The organism is Undibacterium sp. CY21W, from assembly GCF_014284265.1.
Classification (GTDB): Bacteria; Pseudomonadota; Gammaproteobacteria; order Burkholderiales; family Burkholderiaceae_D; genus Undibacterium; species Undibacterium aquatile.
Map to the genome: position 1 here is coordinate 1 of NZ_JACOGE010000010.1, position 12,718 is coordinate 12,718.

General features: G+C 46.8%; 14 protein-coding genes and 1 pseudogene. 14 read left to right on the forward strand and 1 reads right to left on the reverse strand.

Features of this window, described 5'->3' with window-relative positions; genetic code table 11:
- Positions 1-847, forward strand: a pseudogene (locus H8K29_RS17800) (hypothetical protein); the annotation flags it as partial.
- Positions 848-2,049: 1,202 nt separating this feature from the next.
- Here H8K29_RS17800 and H8K29_RS18085 read toward each other — a convergent pair.
- Positions 2,050-2,181, reverse strand: a complete 132-nt coding sequence (locus H8K29_RS18085; RefSeq protein ID WP_255423439.1) for a hypothetical protein — start codon at positions 2,179-2,181, stop codon at positions 2,050-2,052.
- Positions 2,182-2,219: 38 nt separating this feature from the next.
- Between H8K29_RS18085 and H8K29_RS17470 the strand changes: the two genes are divergently transcribed.
- From H8K29_RS17470 to H8K29_RS17530, 13 genes are all read left to right on the forward strand, one after another.
- A complete protein-coding gene (locus H8K29_RS17470) occupies positions 2,220-2,462 on the forward strand; it encodes a hypothetical protein (RefSeq protein ID WP_186898619.1) in 243 nt (80 codons plus the stop codon).
- Between the two features lie 537 nt (positions 2,463-2,999).
- Entirely contained in the window at positions 3,000-3,173 is a 174-nt protein-coding gene (locus H8K29_RS17475; RefSeq protein ID WP_186898620.1) for a hypothetical protein, read from the forward strand.
- Positions 3,174-3,358: 185 nt separating this feature from the next.
- Positions 3,359-3,826, forward strand: a complete 468-nt coding sequence (locus tag H8K29_RS17480; protein ID WP_186898621.1) for a GspMb/PilO family protein — start codon at positions 3,359-3,361, stop codon at positions 3,824-3,826.
- A gap of 25 nt (positions 3,827-3,851) precedes the next feature.
- Complete coding sequence (locus tag H8K29_RS17485) at positions 3,852-4,349, forward strand: hypothetical protein (protein ID WP_186898622.1); 498 nt, start codon at positions 3,852-3,854, stop codon at positions 4,347-4,349.
- 3 nt (positions 4,350-4,352) lie between these two features.
- Positions 4,353-6,668: a cohesin domain-containing protein gene (locus H8K29_RS17490; RefSeq protein ID WP_186898623.1), complete on the forward strand. Its 2,316-nt coding sequence runs from the start codon at positions 4,353-4,355 to the stop codon at positions 6,666-6,668.
- A gap of 2 nt (positions 6,669-6,670) precedes the next feature.
- Complete coding sequence (locus tag H8K29_RS17495; protein ID WP_186898624.1) at positions 6,671-7,156, forward strand: type IV pilin protein; 486 nt, start codon at positions 6,671-6,673, stop codon at positions 7,154-7,156.
- 2 nt (positions 7,157-7,158) lie between these two features.
- Positions 7,159-7,530, forward strand: coding sequence for a type II secretion system protein (locus H8K29_RS17500; RefSeq protein WP_186898625.1), 372 nt, complete (start codon positions 7,159-7,161; stop codon positions 7,528-7,530).
- The gene (locus H8K29_RS17505; protein WP_186898626.1) at positions 7,531-7,989 is read left to right on the forward strand and encodes a type II secretion system protein; all 459 of its coding nucleotides are present in this window, start codon (positions 7,531-7,533) and stop codon (positions 7,987-7,989) included.
- 27 nt (positions 7,990-8,016) lie between these two features.
- Positions 8,017-8,430 (forward strand): type II secretion system major pseudopilin GspG, encoded by a 414-nt coding sequence (gene gspG / locus H8K29_RS17510; RefSeq protein ID WP_255423440.1) that lies wholly within the window; start codon positions 8,017-8,019, stop codon positions 8,428-8,430.
- A 15-nt stretch (positions 8,431-8,445) separates the two neighbouring features.
- On the forward strand, positions 8,446-9,633 hold the full coding sequence (locus tag H8K29_RS17515; protein ID WP_186898628.1) for a type II secretion system F family protein: 1,188 nt from the start codon (positions 8,446-8,448) through the stop codon (positions 9,631-9,633).
- A 14-nt stretch (positions 9,634-9,647) separates the two neighbouring features.
- On the forward strand, positions 9,648-11,300 hold the full coding sequence (locus H8K29_RS17520) for a GspE/PulE family protein (protein ID WP_186898629.1): 1,653 nt from the start codon (positions 9,648-9,650) through the stop codon (positions 11,298-11,300).
- The gene (locus H8K29_RS17525; protein WP_186898630.1) at positions 11,281-12,039 is read left to right on the forward strand and encodes a hypothetical protein; all 759 of its coding nucleotides are present in this window, start codon (positions 11,281-11,283) and stop codon (positions 12,037-12,039) included. Before H8K29_RS17520 ends, H8K29_RS17525 begins: the two co-directional genes overlap by 20 nt.
- Positions 12,039-12,548: a hypothetical protein gene (locus tag H8K29_RS17530; RefSeq protein ID WP_186898631.1), complete on the forward strand. Its 510-nt coding sequence runs from the start codon at positions 12,039-12,041 to the stop codon at positions 12,546-12,548. The genes H8K29_RS17525 and H8K29_RS17530 overlap by 1 nt, the downstream gene beginning before the upstream one ends.
- The last annotated feature ends 170 nt before the right edge of the window (positions 12,549-12,718 follow it).

The following is a 12,718-nucleotide window of genomic DNA, read 5'->3' on the forward strand; positions in this document are numbered from 1 at the left end:
CGAACCCTTGCTGGGTAAATTCCTCAGTGGTGATCCGTTGGTGCAAGATCCGGTGAACGGGCAGAACTATAACCGGTATAGTTATGTGCTCAATAACCCGACGAACTTGACCGATCCAACTGGGTTTTTTAGTTGTATTCAAAGTGAGAGTGATAAGAGGGCCTGTCAAACGCATATGAGAGATGCGTCAATTGAAGGCGGGATACAAACTGCCATATTGACTCCGGCGAAACCAAATCCGTCTAGTTCCACTCCCCCATCCACGCCTACGATGTTTAACGTAGTCGGAAGTGGTAAGATAAATCCGAAAAACAATTCGGCAAACAACGTAACTGTTGCCCAGACATTAGCTGCGGCAGGTCGTTCAAACATTCCTGGTGCTAAGGAAGCCATTCCGAAAGAAGGTGAGGCGATCAACGTCGGCGTCAATGTGATTCTGGCGGCGGAGGGAGGTATTGGCATCGCGCGAGCCGCACCTACGTTGTGGGCGCGAGTTACGGCATTCTTCGGCAAAGAAGCTGCCTCAAGTGGGGCGGAAAGCGCTGCGTCAGGAGCGAATCTTTCCAAGCATTTAGGGTATCTTGAAAAATATGGGAAAGCCGGCTTTAAGGAACTTGAAAGTGGGCGAATTCGTTACTACGACACGTTGACGCCTGCCCGTACACAAGGAGAGATGGCGGGTGCGCGACTGGTGAGGGAATGGGACCCGGCGAACGGTGCCACACGCACGTGGTATGAAACACTCGATCATGCAGGGAACGTGCGAAGTGTCGCACCCAAGCCTGTTACAGAACCTTTAAACCATCGGATATTCGATGCTGACGGCAACTACACTGGACGACGATAATATGGCGAGCATACCTACGCGCAATGATCTGCTTCTCATGTTGGAGAATCTGTGTTCGGGCAAAACGAAGCGGGAAGACGTCGCCGCTTGGGCTGTTTCAATCATCGAGGATGATTCAATTCGCGTGACCGATGGTGTAACTTGGGACGTTCTAAAGGACCTTGGCGCAGTCGACTTACCTGCGTCAGATCGAGACTTCCTGTACACGGAAGTCGACTTCAACGAGTGGTCCTCGAGATTGCGCGAAGCCTAGGTCCTGCGTGACGCAAAGCTAATCGATTCGGGCCGTTGTCGGCTTCAATATTAAAAACCACCCAGCCGGAATTTTCGGCGAGGGTGGTTTTTTGCATTGGTCACAACACTCGACGGAAAAAACAACACCGGCCACACTGGCCGGGCAACCATTTCAACGGCCCTACACCAAACATTTTGGCCATGCCCTATATTTCACATCGCGGTATGAAATTCGACTATTTTCCACATGGTGGTAAAAATAGGGGGTGAAGGGGTATTTACCCCCCATATTATTAGATGGGGGGCCGTTTCTGCCGGTCCGCGCTTCAAAGCTAAAAACCAGGTCGAAATCGCCGCATTCGGGTGCGCTCTGTTGCCACCCGGCATCGATCTTTTGATGCGCCATGCTACCGCCCCAACGCTCCAGCAAGTCCCTCAGTCGGCTCAATCGGCATGTTGCCCGCGCCAGATGAATTCCTACAAACTCGCGCCGATTCGCGTTGCATCATTCTGATGTTAAGTGTATAAATTTAAACAGTATTTCATGCCTTGCAGATGCCAAAAGCGGCCTGTGATTTCGTGTTGTTACCAAGACGCTGCGCGTCGCCTCCGTGCGGCCGTCCTCGCTGACGCTGCGGGCGGGCGCTCGGGAGCGGCGCGGGCTATCGATATTCGCCGGATATCGGCCGGTCGCTCTGGAGGAGCGCCGGGCAGACGCAGGGGTACGCCCTGGCGGGCTACCTCGCCTTCGCTCGGCTCAAATCGCCCCTGCCGGCAAAGCGGCGGCCGGTTGAGCGCGGGCATGGAACACGGTGGTATGGCGATGCTGGTGGCTGACCCCAAACCCCGTAGAGGGAAGCGGGTCGTGCAGGTAGTTGTTATTAGAAATAAAAAAAGCCGTCCCCAACCCGCTGCCGAAGGCGCGGGTGATGGGTGCGGCTTTATTTTTTAGCTGCTAAGGAAGCCGGCTATGCGTTGGCGTTGGCGCTCGCCTGGGCCAGCATGGTCTCCAGCATTTCCACGACGAAGCGCTGCTTCTGCTTCGGCAATTTGAAGGTGTCGCTGCTCGTCAAGGTGGTTTGGTTGGTGGCGGTAATCAAGTGTTCATGCAAAATGTTAATCCTGCTTGGGTAATTAGATGAAAAAGTGTCCTTGGGGAAAAATTGATGCATTTCAAAGCATCTCAGAGTTCAATCGTTTTGTAGCTTGGATGAATGAACAGGTAATTGCAAATGACGCCAGTGAAACATTTGTTAAGCAGCGTTATGCTGGCGCATCAACGTTAGACGAAAAATGGTTTACTCATATCGATTCCGGTGAAGTATGGCGTCTCGTAAGACCTGATCCACCATTTGCAGGTGTATTTGAGCCAACGCGATAAGTAGTAATTTATAAGTTAGTGCGGGTGCAACCTGCGCTGTAAACCGCTTGTCACACTACTTGCGGTTCGTGCAGAGAAGTTGACCAGGCACACGGGGCAAGTAGTGCGCCAAGCTAGCACCAACCAGTCGGAATGGTTGTAGCTTCGACGAGCAGCAAAACCTGGTCAGGTGAAACAAAGTTCGCTACCAATTCGCTTACCACTGCGCTTTGCCAGTAGTCAGCAAGCGTAGGGTGAGTCATACGCACCAATTGGCGATATTGATGCTCGTCGGCTGGCAGTAGTTTAATCGAGGCAAGCGATGTGTGTCTTGCTTCCAACGAAGCAGGCGCGTGACGCTTGCCGGTCAGATACTTGCTAACATCGTATTCTCACAGGCGGAACAGCAACAGGTTCCGCCTTTTTTATGCCCGCAACGCTCAGAAATGGCTTCTGACATTAAAAATATACCCCCTGGGGTATATATAAAAGCCCTTTATTTATAAGGAGATAAAGGCGTCTTTGCCACATACTCCCCTGAAAATGTCTGATTGACTGATGTTTTCTGTGTTACTGCGCTGCTTACCGTTTCTCCGCAGTCAATCTCCAGCGCGCAGAAAACACACCAAAACCAGCCAGCCAAATGGCAACCCGGCAGTCACCACCACCTACTACGCCGGAGCACAAGAAGCCGACATCAACAATGGTCAGGCGACAGTTAAAACCTACTGACTGTGTAACCTTAAAAAAATCCGTTGTATTTCCACAGATGAATCAAATTATTCATTGTCAGTCTGATATAATTTTTTATCTTTATATTTGCACATCTATTTCATCTGATTATGTTTTCTGCGTTGTGGTTGCCAGCTCGCTTTTACTGTTTTCGTTTTTGGCGATTGCAACGTGGCATCACGAGCATGATCTGTATTTTTGTCTTTTTAAATCTGGCGTTAGCGCTTGTTTATGGACAATATCATTACCGATCTGAAACACTTCATGATCAGATTTCTTACGTAAAAAAAGAGACTCTTGTCAGAGCGCAACTCGCCTTATCTCAAGAGCAAAAAGACATCGTTCTTCCCGATTTTGATAATGCAAAACTCATCGCGGTTGTGCATCAGGTCGCAGAGGAATCCAAGATGCCTGTGGATGAAATTACCTATGTGCTCGATGCGAATGCGGGCCAGCCATTTTTTCGATACCACATTAATTTATCTGTTGATGCCAGTTACCCAGTTGTCCGTCATTTCGTTGAGCAACTTCAACGTCTTCAACCGCAAATTTCTTTGGATGGCATCAGTTGCCGTAAAGACGATATCGGGGTGAAAGCGCTGAATTGTGATTTGAGTCTATCGGCTTTTTATCGAAAGCCTGCCGGTGGATAAGCGGGTCAGGTTGCGCAGATCTATTTTGTTGATCGCATTAACGCTGACCATGATTGCCAGTTTCTATCCTGACCAGAAGGCGATTAAAGACGGAAGCAAACGTCATCCTGAACGAGTCACTGCGACTAAAACAGAACAAACGGCAGGGCAAGTTAATTCCGATCCGTCGAAAAAAAATACTCCTACTCCTGTTGCAGAGGTGGACCCTTTTTCTGCCAGAAACTGGGTAGTGGAGCCAGTGGCTATCGTCGAAGCGCCTGTGGTGACGGTGAATGCGACCGTGACGCCGCCCCCGGTTGTGACCGGGCCACCGCCATTACCATTTAAATTTACTGGACGCATGAACGATGAAGGTAATCAAGTGGTGTATTTGAATCGTGGTGAGCAAATGGTGTTAGCCCATGTCGGTGACGTTTTAGATAGTAGTTATAAGGTCATTTCCATCACACAACAGCAGATTGAGTTTGAGTATTTGCCGAGCGGTGAAAAGCAAACTTTGGCACTTCCGGCTTCCGAATACTAATTTATGTCTCTACTCATTTTGCCTGCAATTTTACGTACTTCATTTATCGCGCTCTCCGTCATGTTGCTGGCGAGTTGTGCTGCCGACTCACATCATCGTGCCGGGATGTCGGCGTTGGATAAAGGTGATTATGCGACTGCGATCAACGAATTGAAGCAAGCGGTTGATTTAGCGCCTAAAGATGTCGAATTCAAAAAGGATTGGCTGCAGAAACGCGAATTAGCAACCACCACTTTACTCAGTAAAGCGGACGCAGCGATTAATGCAGGGCATCTGCCCGAGGCAACCGATCATTACAAAACAATTTTGAAATATGAGCGGGAAAATGCCCGTGCGCTAAAAGGGCTGCAAGATATCGCCCGAATCGGGCAGGCGAACGAAGAAGCGACGGAAGCGAGAAAGTTGCTGAAGCAAGGGGATATTGCGCAGGCGTCCCTGTGGGCGTCAAGAGCGTTGGAAAACTACCCGGATCAGAGTGAAGCAAAAGCAGTAAAACGCGAGATCGAATTACAGCAGTCGAAGATCATCCAGACGACGCAGAGTCTCAGTGCCCTGTATAAAAAACCGATCAACCTGGAGTTTCGGGATGCCAACGTCAAAATGGTGTTCGAAGCCTTGTCCCGTACCACTGGCATTAACTTTATCTTTGATCGCGAAGTCAAAGGAGATCAACGCACAACGGTATTCTTAAAGCAAACCTCGCTGGAAGATTCGATTGATGTGATATTGACGACGAATCAGTTAGAAAAAAAGATATTGAATGCAACCAGTGTGCTGATTTATCCGAATACGCCAGCCAAAGTGAAAGAGTATCAGGACTTAATGGTGAAAGCATTTTATCTCGCGAATGTGGATGCGAAGCAGGCAGCGAGTATGCTCAAAACAGTCTTGAAGGTCAAAGAGGTATTTGTTGACGACAAATACAATATGCTCATCTTAAGAGAAAATCCCGAGACGATTGCGCTTGCAGAAAAACTGATCGCACTGCATGACTTAGATGAACCCGAAGTCATGCTCGAAGTTGCGGTGTTAGAGGTTAATCGCTCACGTCTATTAAACCTCGGAGTTCAGTTTCCCGATCAGCTCACTGTATCGCCCTTGGGGGGAACTGTTACCTCAAGTGGATCAGGAACAACAGGCAGTGGGATACGGACCTTTAAGTTAAATGATTTAAGAAATCTGAACGGTGACACTTTGGGAATCACCGTGCCAACGGCGACGCTCAATTTCCAAAAGACAGATGGGGATGCCAATTTATTGGCAAATCCAAGTTTGCGTGTCCGTGACCGGGAAAAAGCCAAAATAATGATTGGTGACAAGGTCCCCGTCGTGACCACAACCAGTACTGCGAATGGATTTGTTGCTGAGAATATTCAATATCTGGATGTCGGCCTGAAATTAGAAGTCGAACCTAATATGCATTTGCGTGATGAAATTGGGTTAAAGATTTCCCTTGAAGTCAGCTCTTTAGTCTCTGCGATCAAAACCAATAACGGTTCTCAGGCGTACCAAATTGGCACGAGAAACTACTCCAGCGCTTTGCGTTTGAAAGACGGTGAAACACAGCTTCTGGCCGGATTAATTAGCGATGATGATCGATCTTCCGCGAATCGTATTCCTTTATTAGGAGATTTACCTGTTCTTGGTCGCTTGTTTTCAAGTCAAAGTGATAATCGCAGAAAAACTGAGATTGTGATGTCGATCACCCCGCATTTAATCCGAAACATTCAACGCAAAGATCCATCGAGTGAATCGTTCTGGTCGGGTACGGAGTCAACCTTACGTACCAAGCCGTTGCAATTACGTTCGCTAGATACTAGTTCTGCTCAAAATCCAGTAAAGACTAATCCGACTCAGGCAACACCATCTGAGGGAGGATCATCGCCTTCGACGGTCAATACAAGTGGCCTGAAATTTAGCTGGAAAGGTGCACCACAAGTGAAAGTGGGAGAATCATTTACCGTTGAATTGTCTATTGACTCTCGTGAGCCATTGCGCGCCACACCACTTCAATTAGGATTTAATCCTGACGATGTGGAGGTCGTCGCGGTAAGGGAAGGTAATTTCTTCAGTAAAAGTGGTAAGTCGACGTTTGCACACGTAATTGATAAACCTAGTGGCCGCGTCTCAGTCGGCACCTCAACCTCGGACGCCGGTGGTGCAAAAGGAGGAGGGACGCTGATGGCAGTAGAGTTCAAGGCTAAAAAAGAAAACCCATCCTCTGAAATTCAGTTATTGGCCGTTACGCCCATCGGCAGCAGTCAAGCCATAGGTAAACCAGAGACTCTTGCACCGTTAAAAATCAATATTACGCAATGACGATGACTGCCTCTGGAAAAGTTGCGATGAAAGGGTTCAGTTTTATTGAGCTTTTAGCGTCGGTCGCGATCATGGGTTTGCTGGCATCTGTTGCGCTGCCGCTGGCGGAAACGACTGTTCGTCGTCAAAAGGAGAACGAACTGAGAACGGCACTTCGGGATATTCGCCAAGGAATTGATGCATATAAAGCCGCCAGCATAAACGGGAAAATTGCAAAGCGTGCGGAGGAGAGTGGGTATCCAAAGACATTAGAGGAGTTGGTCTCGGGTGTTGATGATGCATCACAACCAGGAAGCAAACTCTATTTTTTGAGAAGAATTCCGAGAGATCCGTTTTCTCAAGATGCTTCAGTTTCTTCTGTTGACACCTGGCGGGTGAGAAGTTTTCAGTCGCCTCCTGACAATCCACGCCCAGGCGATGATGTGTTCGATATTTCTTCAAAGTCGACACAACATGGTCTGAACGGTATTCCTTACAACGAGTGGTAGTGATGCGACAGCGTGGATTTACCTTAATCGAACTCTTGGTCAGTTTGGTCATTGTTGCGACGATCTTGTCTCTTGCGGCACCAAGATATTTTAATAATGTCGATAACGCGAAAGAAGCCGTGTTGCGAGAGGATTTATATATTCTGCGCGACGCCATTGATAAGTATTTTTCAGATAAAAATGTTTATCCAAGTACCTTGGAAGATTTGGTCACACAACGCTATTTGCGAAATATTCCCAAAGATCCCATGACGGAAAGTTCCAACAGCTGGGTCGTAACGCCACCGGCAGACACCAGTATGGGAGGTGTTTACAACGTACATAGTAGTGCGCCGAATAAGGCAAGAGATGGAACTTGGTTCAAGGATTGGTAGATGAGTTCCCATCAACAAGGATTTAGTTATTTGGTCGCGCTATTTATGGTCGCGGTTCTGGCGGTCGTTTCGGTACGTGGTGTCGAAGTCACTGTAACCAAGGAGCGACGGATGAAGGAGTTGGAGTTGTTATATGTTGGGCATGCTTATCGAACTGCAATAAAAAATTATTACGACAATACACCGGGTACAGCGAAGCAGTTTCCAAGGGACTTGGCGTCGCTTCTGGAAGATAGCAGAACGTCTCGCTTGAATCGTCATTTACGGAAGCTCTACGCTGACCCCATCAGTGGAAGTCATAACTGGGGTATTGTTACTGCGCCAGATGGAGGAATTATGGGTGTCTATTCCTTATCAACATTCGTACCGATTAAAGTAAGTCAGTTTCAAAGTGAGTATCTTCACTTTACCAATGCAAAAACATACCAGGACTGGAAGTTTATTTATCAACCGAATTAAGAGGCATTATTGGATATGAAGAACGACATGAAAAAACGTCAATCAGGATTTACTTTATTGGAGTTGCTGGTTGTCCTTTTAATTATTGGCATGCTATCTGCATTTGTGGGACCAAAATATTTTTCTCAAATCAATAAGTCCCAGACACAAGTGGCACGCGCACAAATCGAAGCGTTTGACAAAGCACTTGATCAGTACCGTATCGATACAAACCATTATCCTACTGCAGCACAGGGATTGGCTGCGTTGTTTACACAGCCTTCTAATGAGCCAAAGTGGGCAGGGCCTTACTTAAAGAAAATGGTTCCGGGAGACCCTTGGGAAAATCCTTATATTTATCAAATTCCCAGTAGCACACCGGGCAAAGATTACGACATCATTTCTTACGGTAAAGATGGTAAGGCAGGCGGTATGGGTGATGATGCTGATATTACGAACTAATCGTTCAATACACGTATGCGTTACCGTGTAAAAATTCTCAATGCCTCTATGAAAGTGGAAATTCTCGAACTAGAGGCAGAGAACGACGAGGAGATCAATAACGTTGTCGGATCGTCCGGTGGTCGAATATTAAGTGTTACACCATTGCGTTCCGGGATGAATCAGTACAGGTGGCGTTCCACTTCTTTTAATCTGACCGTCTTTAATCAGCAGTTGCATACCTTGTTGGAGGCAGGGCAGCCCATTGTCGAGGCAATTGAAGTATTAGGTAAAAACGACCGTCACCAACAAAACGTCGCTATTTACGATTCTCTGTTGCAAAGCCTGAGGCAGGGGAAGCAATTTTCAGATGCGATGGCATTACTTCCGTCAGTTTTTCCTCTTCTTTATGTCGCCATGGTGCGCGCAAGTGAGACGACAGGAACGGTGAATGCGTCAGTAAAACGATTTATGACCTATCAGCAGCAGGCAGATGATATTAAGCGTAAGTTGGTCTCCGCTGCAATTTACCCCGCCATCTTGGTTGCTGTTGGTTTCATTGTGATCGTGTTTCTGATGCTGTATGTCGTGCCACGGTTTAGCGTCGTTTTCGATGATGTGGCATTAACAAAAAATGCTACTGCCGGATTTATTCAGACCTGGGGACGGTTTGTCCGCTACAACACAGAGTTAGCGTGGCTTGGGGTATTCGCCTTTGTTGGAATACTCGTTAGCAGCGTTCTTCATCCAGGTATCCGGAATACGTTATTTATCAAGATGCTGAGCTTTAAGTGGTTAGGTGACAAGATCTGGATTTTACAACTCGCTCGCATGTATCGGACGTTAAGTATGCTGTTGCAAAGCGGTGTCAGTATCTTGGTTGCGATGAGAATGGCGGGTGAATCACTGCCAATGGTCATGAGAAAAAATTTAGAAAATGCCACGCAGGCGGTCAATGAGGGTAATTCTATTTCATCGTCGATGAAGCAATCTCAGTTAGGCAGTGAGATTGCGCTCAGGTTGTTGATCGCAGGGGAGTCCTCAGGGAATCTCGACAAAATGATGGAAAAAATTGCTGACTTTTATGATCAGGAAACCGCGACATGGGTTGATACCGCCGGGCGTTTGATTGAACCAATTTTAATGGTCGGTATCGGTTTAGTGATTGGCGCAATTGTTTTGATGTTGTACTCGCCGATCTTTGATTTGGCAAACGCGGTATAGAAAGTATTTTATATATGGTCACGCTGGAGTTATTACGTCAGGTCTGTCTTGTCGAGCATGAAGGAGAGGATTGGTTATCACGGCTGTCGCTGCTCACTGAACAATCACGAGATGATGCATTGAGGGACGTGGGTGCATTATCCGCTTATCCTGTGTTGTCAGATGATGACGTTTTAAGTTTCGATCCAGCGTTTGATCTGGTTAGCTATGCGGACATGGTATCTCGTTCGACCTTAGTTGGTTTCGATAAAGAAAAACAATTATGCGCCGTGATCAGCGCGCCACTGGATCAGACAATCGGTGTTTTTCTTGCCAGCTTAACAGCCAGTGTTTCTGAAATTTATCTTGCTGACCCACAATCAGTATCAGAGAAATTAGAACAGCATGAATCTTCATTTAGCGCCGTCGCCGATGCTGTTGGCTTGGGACAGCCTGATGAATTTGTTCGCGACAACAGTGAAGACTTGACTCTCTCATCGATTCAGGGGGAATCAAGTCCTGCCGTTCGTCTGATCAATTCCACTGTGTTTGATGCGCTCCGTATTGAAGCGAGCGATATTCATCTGGAGTCATTACCACAAGGTCTTGTAATTAAATTCCGGATTGACGGCGTATTGACGCATATCGCTTCCGTCAACAACACAACGTTAGCGGAACATGCTATTGCCAGAATTAAGGTTTTGGCGGAATTGGATATTGCTGAGAAGCGTATTCCTCAGGATGGACGGTTTCGCGTTGCCACGAAAGGACGAGACATTGATATACGTGTCTCTATTATGCCGAGCATTCACGGTGAAGATGCCGTTCTCCGTATTCTCGATAAAAAAGCGTTGATTGATAGCGTGCAGCGCCTGACGCTCGACTCGTTGGGATTTGATGATGCTACGATCACATTACTCAAAAGATTAGCATCCGAGCCGTACGGCATGATGCTCGTTACTGGGCCAACAGGAAGTGGCAAAACGACGACGCTATATGCGGCGTTGACGGAAATTAATCACGGCGAAGACAAGTTCATCACGATCGAAGATCCAGTTGAATATCAATTGCCAGGAGTGTTGCAAATTCCTGTGAATGAAAAAAAAGGATTGTCATTCGCGGTCGGGTTACGATCAATTCTTCGTCATGATCCGGATAAAATTTTAGTAGGGGAAATTCGTGATTCGGAAACAGCACAAATTGCTGTGCAATCCGCACTCACCGGACATATGGTCTTTACCTCTGTTCATGCCAATAATACGTTCGATGTGATTGGGCGTTTTATTCACATGGGGGTGGATCCTTACAACTTTGTGTCGTCCTTAACAGGTGTCGTCGCTCAGCGATTGGTTCGTCAAAACTGTACCCACTGTAATGCACCAACAGAAATACCCTCAGCGCTGCTGCTGGATTCAGGTATCCACGATCCGGAGAACTATCGCTTTCATGCAGGACGTGGCTGCACCCATTGTCGTAATACAGGATACAAAGGCCGCAAAGCGATTGCTGAAGTACTGAGACTCACAGATGAAATTCGCGAGATGATCATTAGTCGCGCATCGATCCGGGCATTGAAAGAACAAGCCAGGTTGGATGGCACAAGGTTTTTGCGCGACGTTGCCTTAGACCTGGTCCGGAATGGGCAAACAACCTTACAGGAGGTCAATCGTGTTACGTTTGTGGCCTAAAAGGTGGCAGCTAGGCGTCTTTAACGATCACAGCTGGCTTTGTCATGGGAATCAGAAAGTGGCTGAAATCAACGATGTCAGCCTCGATATTTATTCTTCATTCGAACAATTGCTCACCGTATCAAAGCACGTTTTAAAGAAAAATGATCGCCTGTCGATGACGCTCTCTGACGCATTTTTTCGTATCGTTACTCTTCCATGGCAAGATAACCTGAATACCGCAGCAGAGCTGAATGCCTACGCAAAAATATGTTTTGCGATGCAAGGCATTGTGCTCGATGAGTCGTGGGTGATATTTTCAGATTTCATTCGATACAACCAACCAGGCATTGCGTATGCTCTGAAAAAAGATAGCCTCGAACGTCTGATCACGATTGCTGAAGCAGCACATGTCAGCATAGAGAATATTCAGCCAAAATCCGCTTCTGTTTTTTATGCCGTTCAACGAAAAAAATGGAATGAAACAAGATTACTCCTTCTTCTTGAGAAAGACCGGGTCAGTAGTTTCGTTTATGGGAAGAATGGACTGCTCGGGTGTGACGTTGAGGTATTGACGAGTAAAAAAGACATTTCAGTTCGTCGATTATTAACCCGGGTGCAGCTTGATCACCAGATAAAGAGAATCAGTTGCTGGTCAGCCACCGAGGTTGTCTCCGAAGCTAATTTAAAATCGTTGTTCCAATATTTCTTTGCTGATGCCAATGTTCAATTTGCACAATCACAGATGGAGAGATATTGATGGAAATATCTACCCGCTTCTTAAAACCAATACATAGAACAAGTGCGAAGTTCAAATTCGCCATCGCATGTTTGATAGTGACCGGTGTTGGTTTATCTACGCTGATTTATCAGCAGCGTCAACAATACGAAAGAATGAATGTATTGCTCTCGGCAATTCAATCATCCAACGAGTTTAAACATCGGGCGACACCAAAAAAGAGTGATGCGGACGATAAAAAACAGTGGGGCGTATTTAAGGCTGAACGGAGTTTTCCGTGGCCAGGAATTTTTGAGGCGATGGAAGATACTGCTGGTAACGACATTGAATTATTAGAATTTGAACCTGCAAAGAGCAGTAGGCTGATCATTCTCCGTGGTGAGGCGAAAGATCAAGCTGCACTTATTCATTTTATCGCTGCGTTGTCAGAAAAAAAGCAGCTCAAAAATGTGCACTTGTTACATCAACAGAGAATTGAGAGGGAGCGTCTGATTACAACTTCGTTTGAGATAAAAGCAGAAGTACGTTAGAGGCACTTAGTAATACGAAGATTGAGAAATTGTTGTTGTAGTTGACTGGTTTCATGGCCATCTCATACCTCAGGTTTTAATCGACAACCCTCTCCCATCAGCACCCTCATTGATCTGAGGCGCTTCATGCGCTTGTTTACAAATTTTTGCAATGTTGGGCCCTTGGTTAC

Bases quoted from the DNA above. Each gene is read 5' to 3' on its own strand.
- H8K29_RS17470 (WP_186898619.1), top strand. From the start codon at position 2,220: ATGAAAAAGTGTCCTTGGGGAAAAATTGATGCATTTCAAAGCATCTCA.
- H8K29_RS17475 (WP_186898620.1), top strand. From the start codon at position 3,000: ATGTTTTCTGTGTTACTGCGCTGCTTACCGTTTCTCCGCAGTCAATCT.
- H8K29_RS17480 (WP_186898621.1), top strand. From the start codon at position 3,359: ATGATCTGTATTTTTGTCTTTTTAAATCTGGCGTTAGCGCTTGTTTAT.
- H8K29_RS17490 (WP_186898623.1), top strand. From the start codon at position 4,353: ATGTCTCTACTCATTTTGCCTGCAATTTTACGTACTTCATTTATCGCG.
- H8K29_RS17495 (WP_186898624.1), top strand. From the start codon at position 6,671: ATGACTGCCTCTGGAAAAGTTGCGATGAAAGGGTTCAGTTTTATTGAG.
- H8K29_RS17500 (WP_186898625.1), top strand. From the start codon at position 7,159: ATGCGACAGCGTGGATTTACCTTAATCGAACTCTTGGTCAGTTTGGTC.
- H8K29_RS17505 (WP_186898626.1), top strand. From the start codon at position 7,531: ATGAGTTCCCATCAACAAGGATTTAGTTATTTGGTCGCGCTATTTATG.
- gspG (WP_255423440.1), top strand. From the start codon at position 8,017: ATGAAAAAACGTCAATCAGGATTTACTTTATTGGAGTTGCTGGTTGTC.
- H8K29_RS17515 (WP_186898628.1), top strand. From the start codon at position 8,446: ATGCGTTACCGTGTAAAAATTCTCAATGCCTCTATGAAAGTGGAAATT.
- H8K29_RS17520 (WP_186898629.1), top strand. From the start codon at position 9,648: ATGGTCACGCTGGAGTTATTACGTCAGGTCTGTCTTGTCGAGCATGAA.
- H8K29_RS17530 (WP_186898631.1), top strand. From the start codon at position 12,039: ATGGAAATATCTACCCGCTTCTTAAAACCAATACATAGAACAAGTGCG.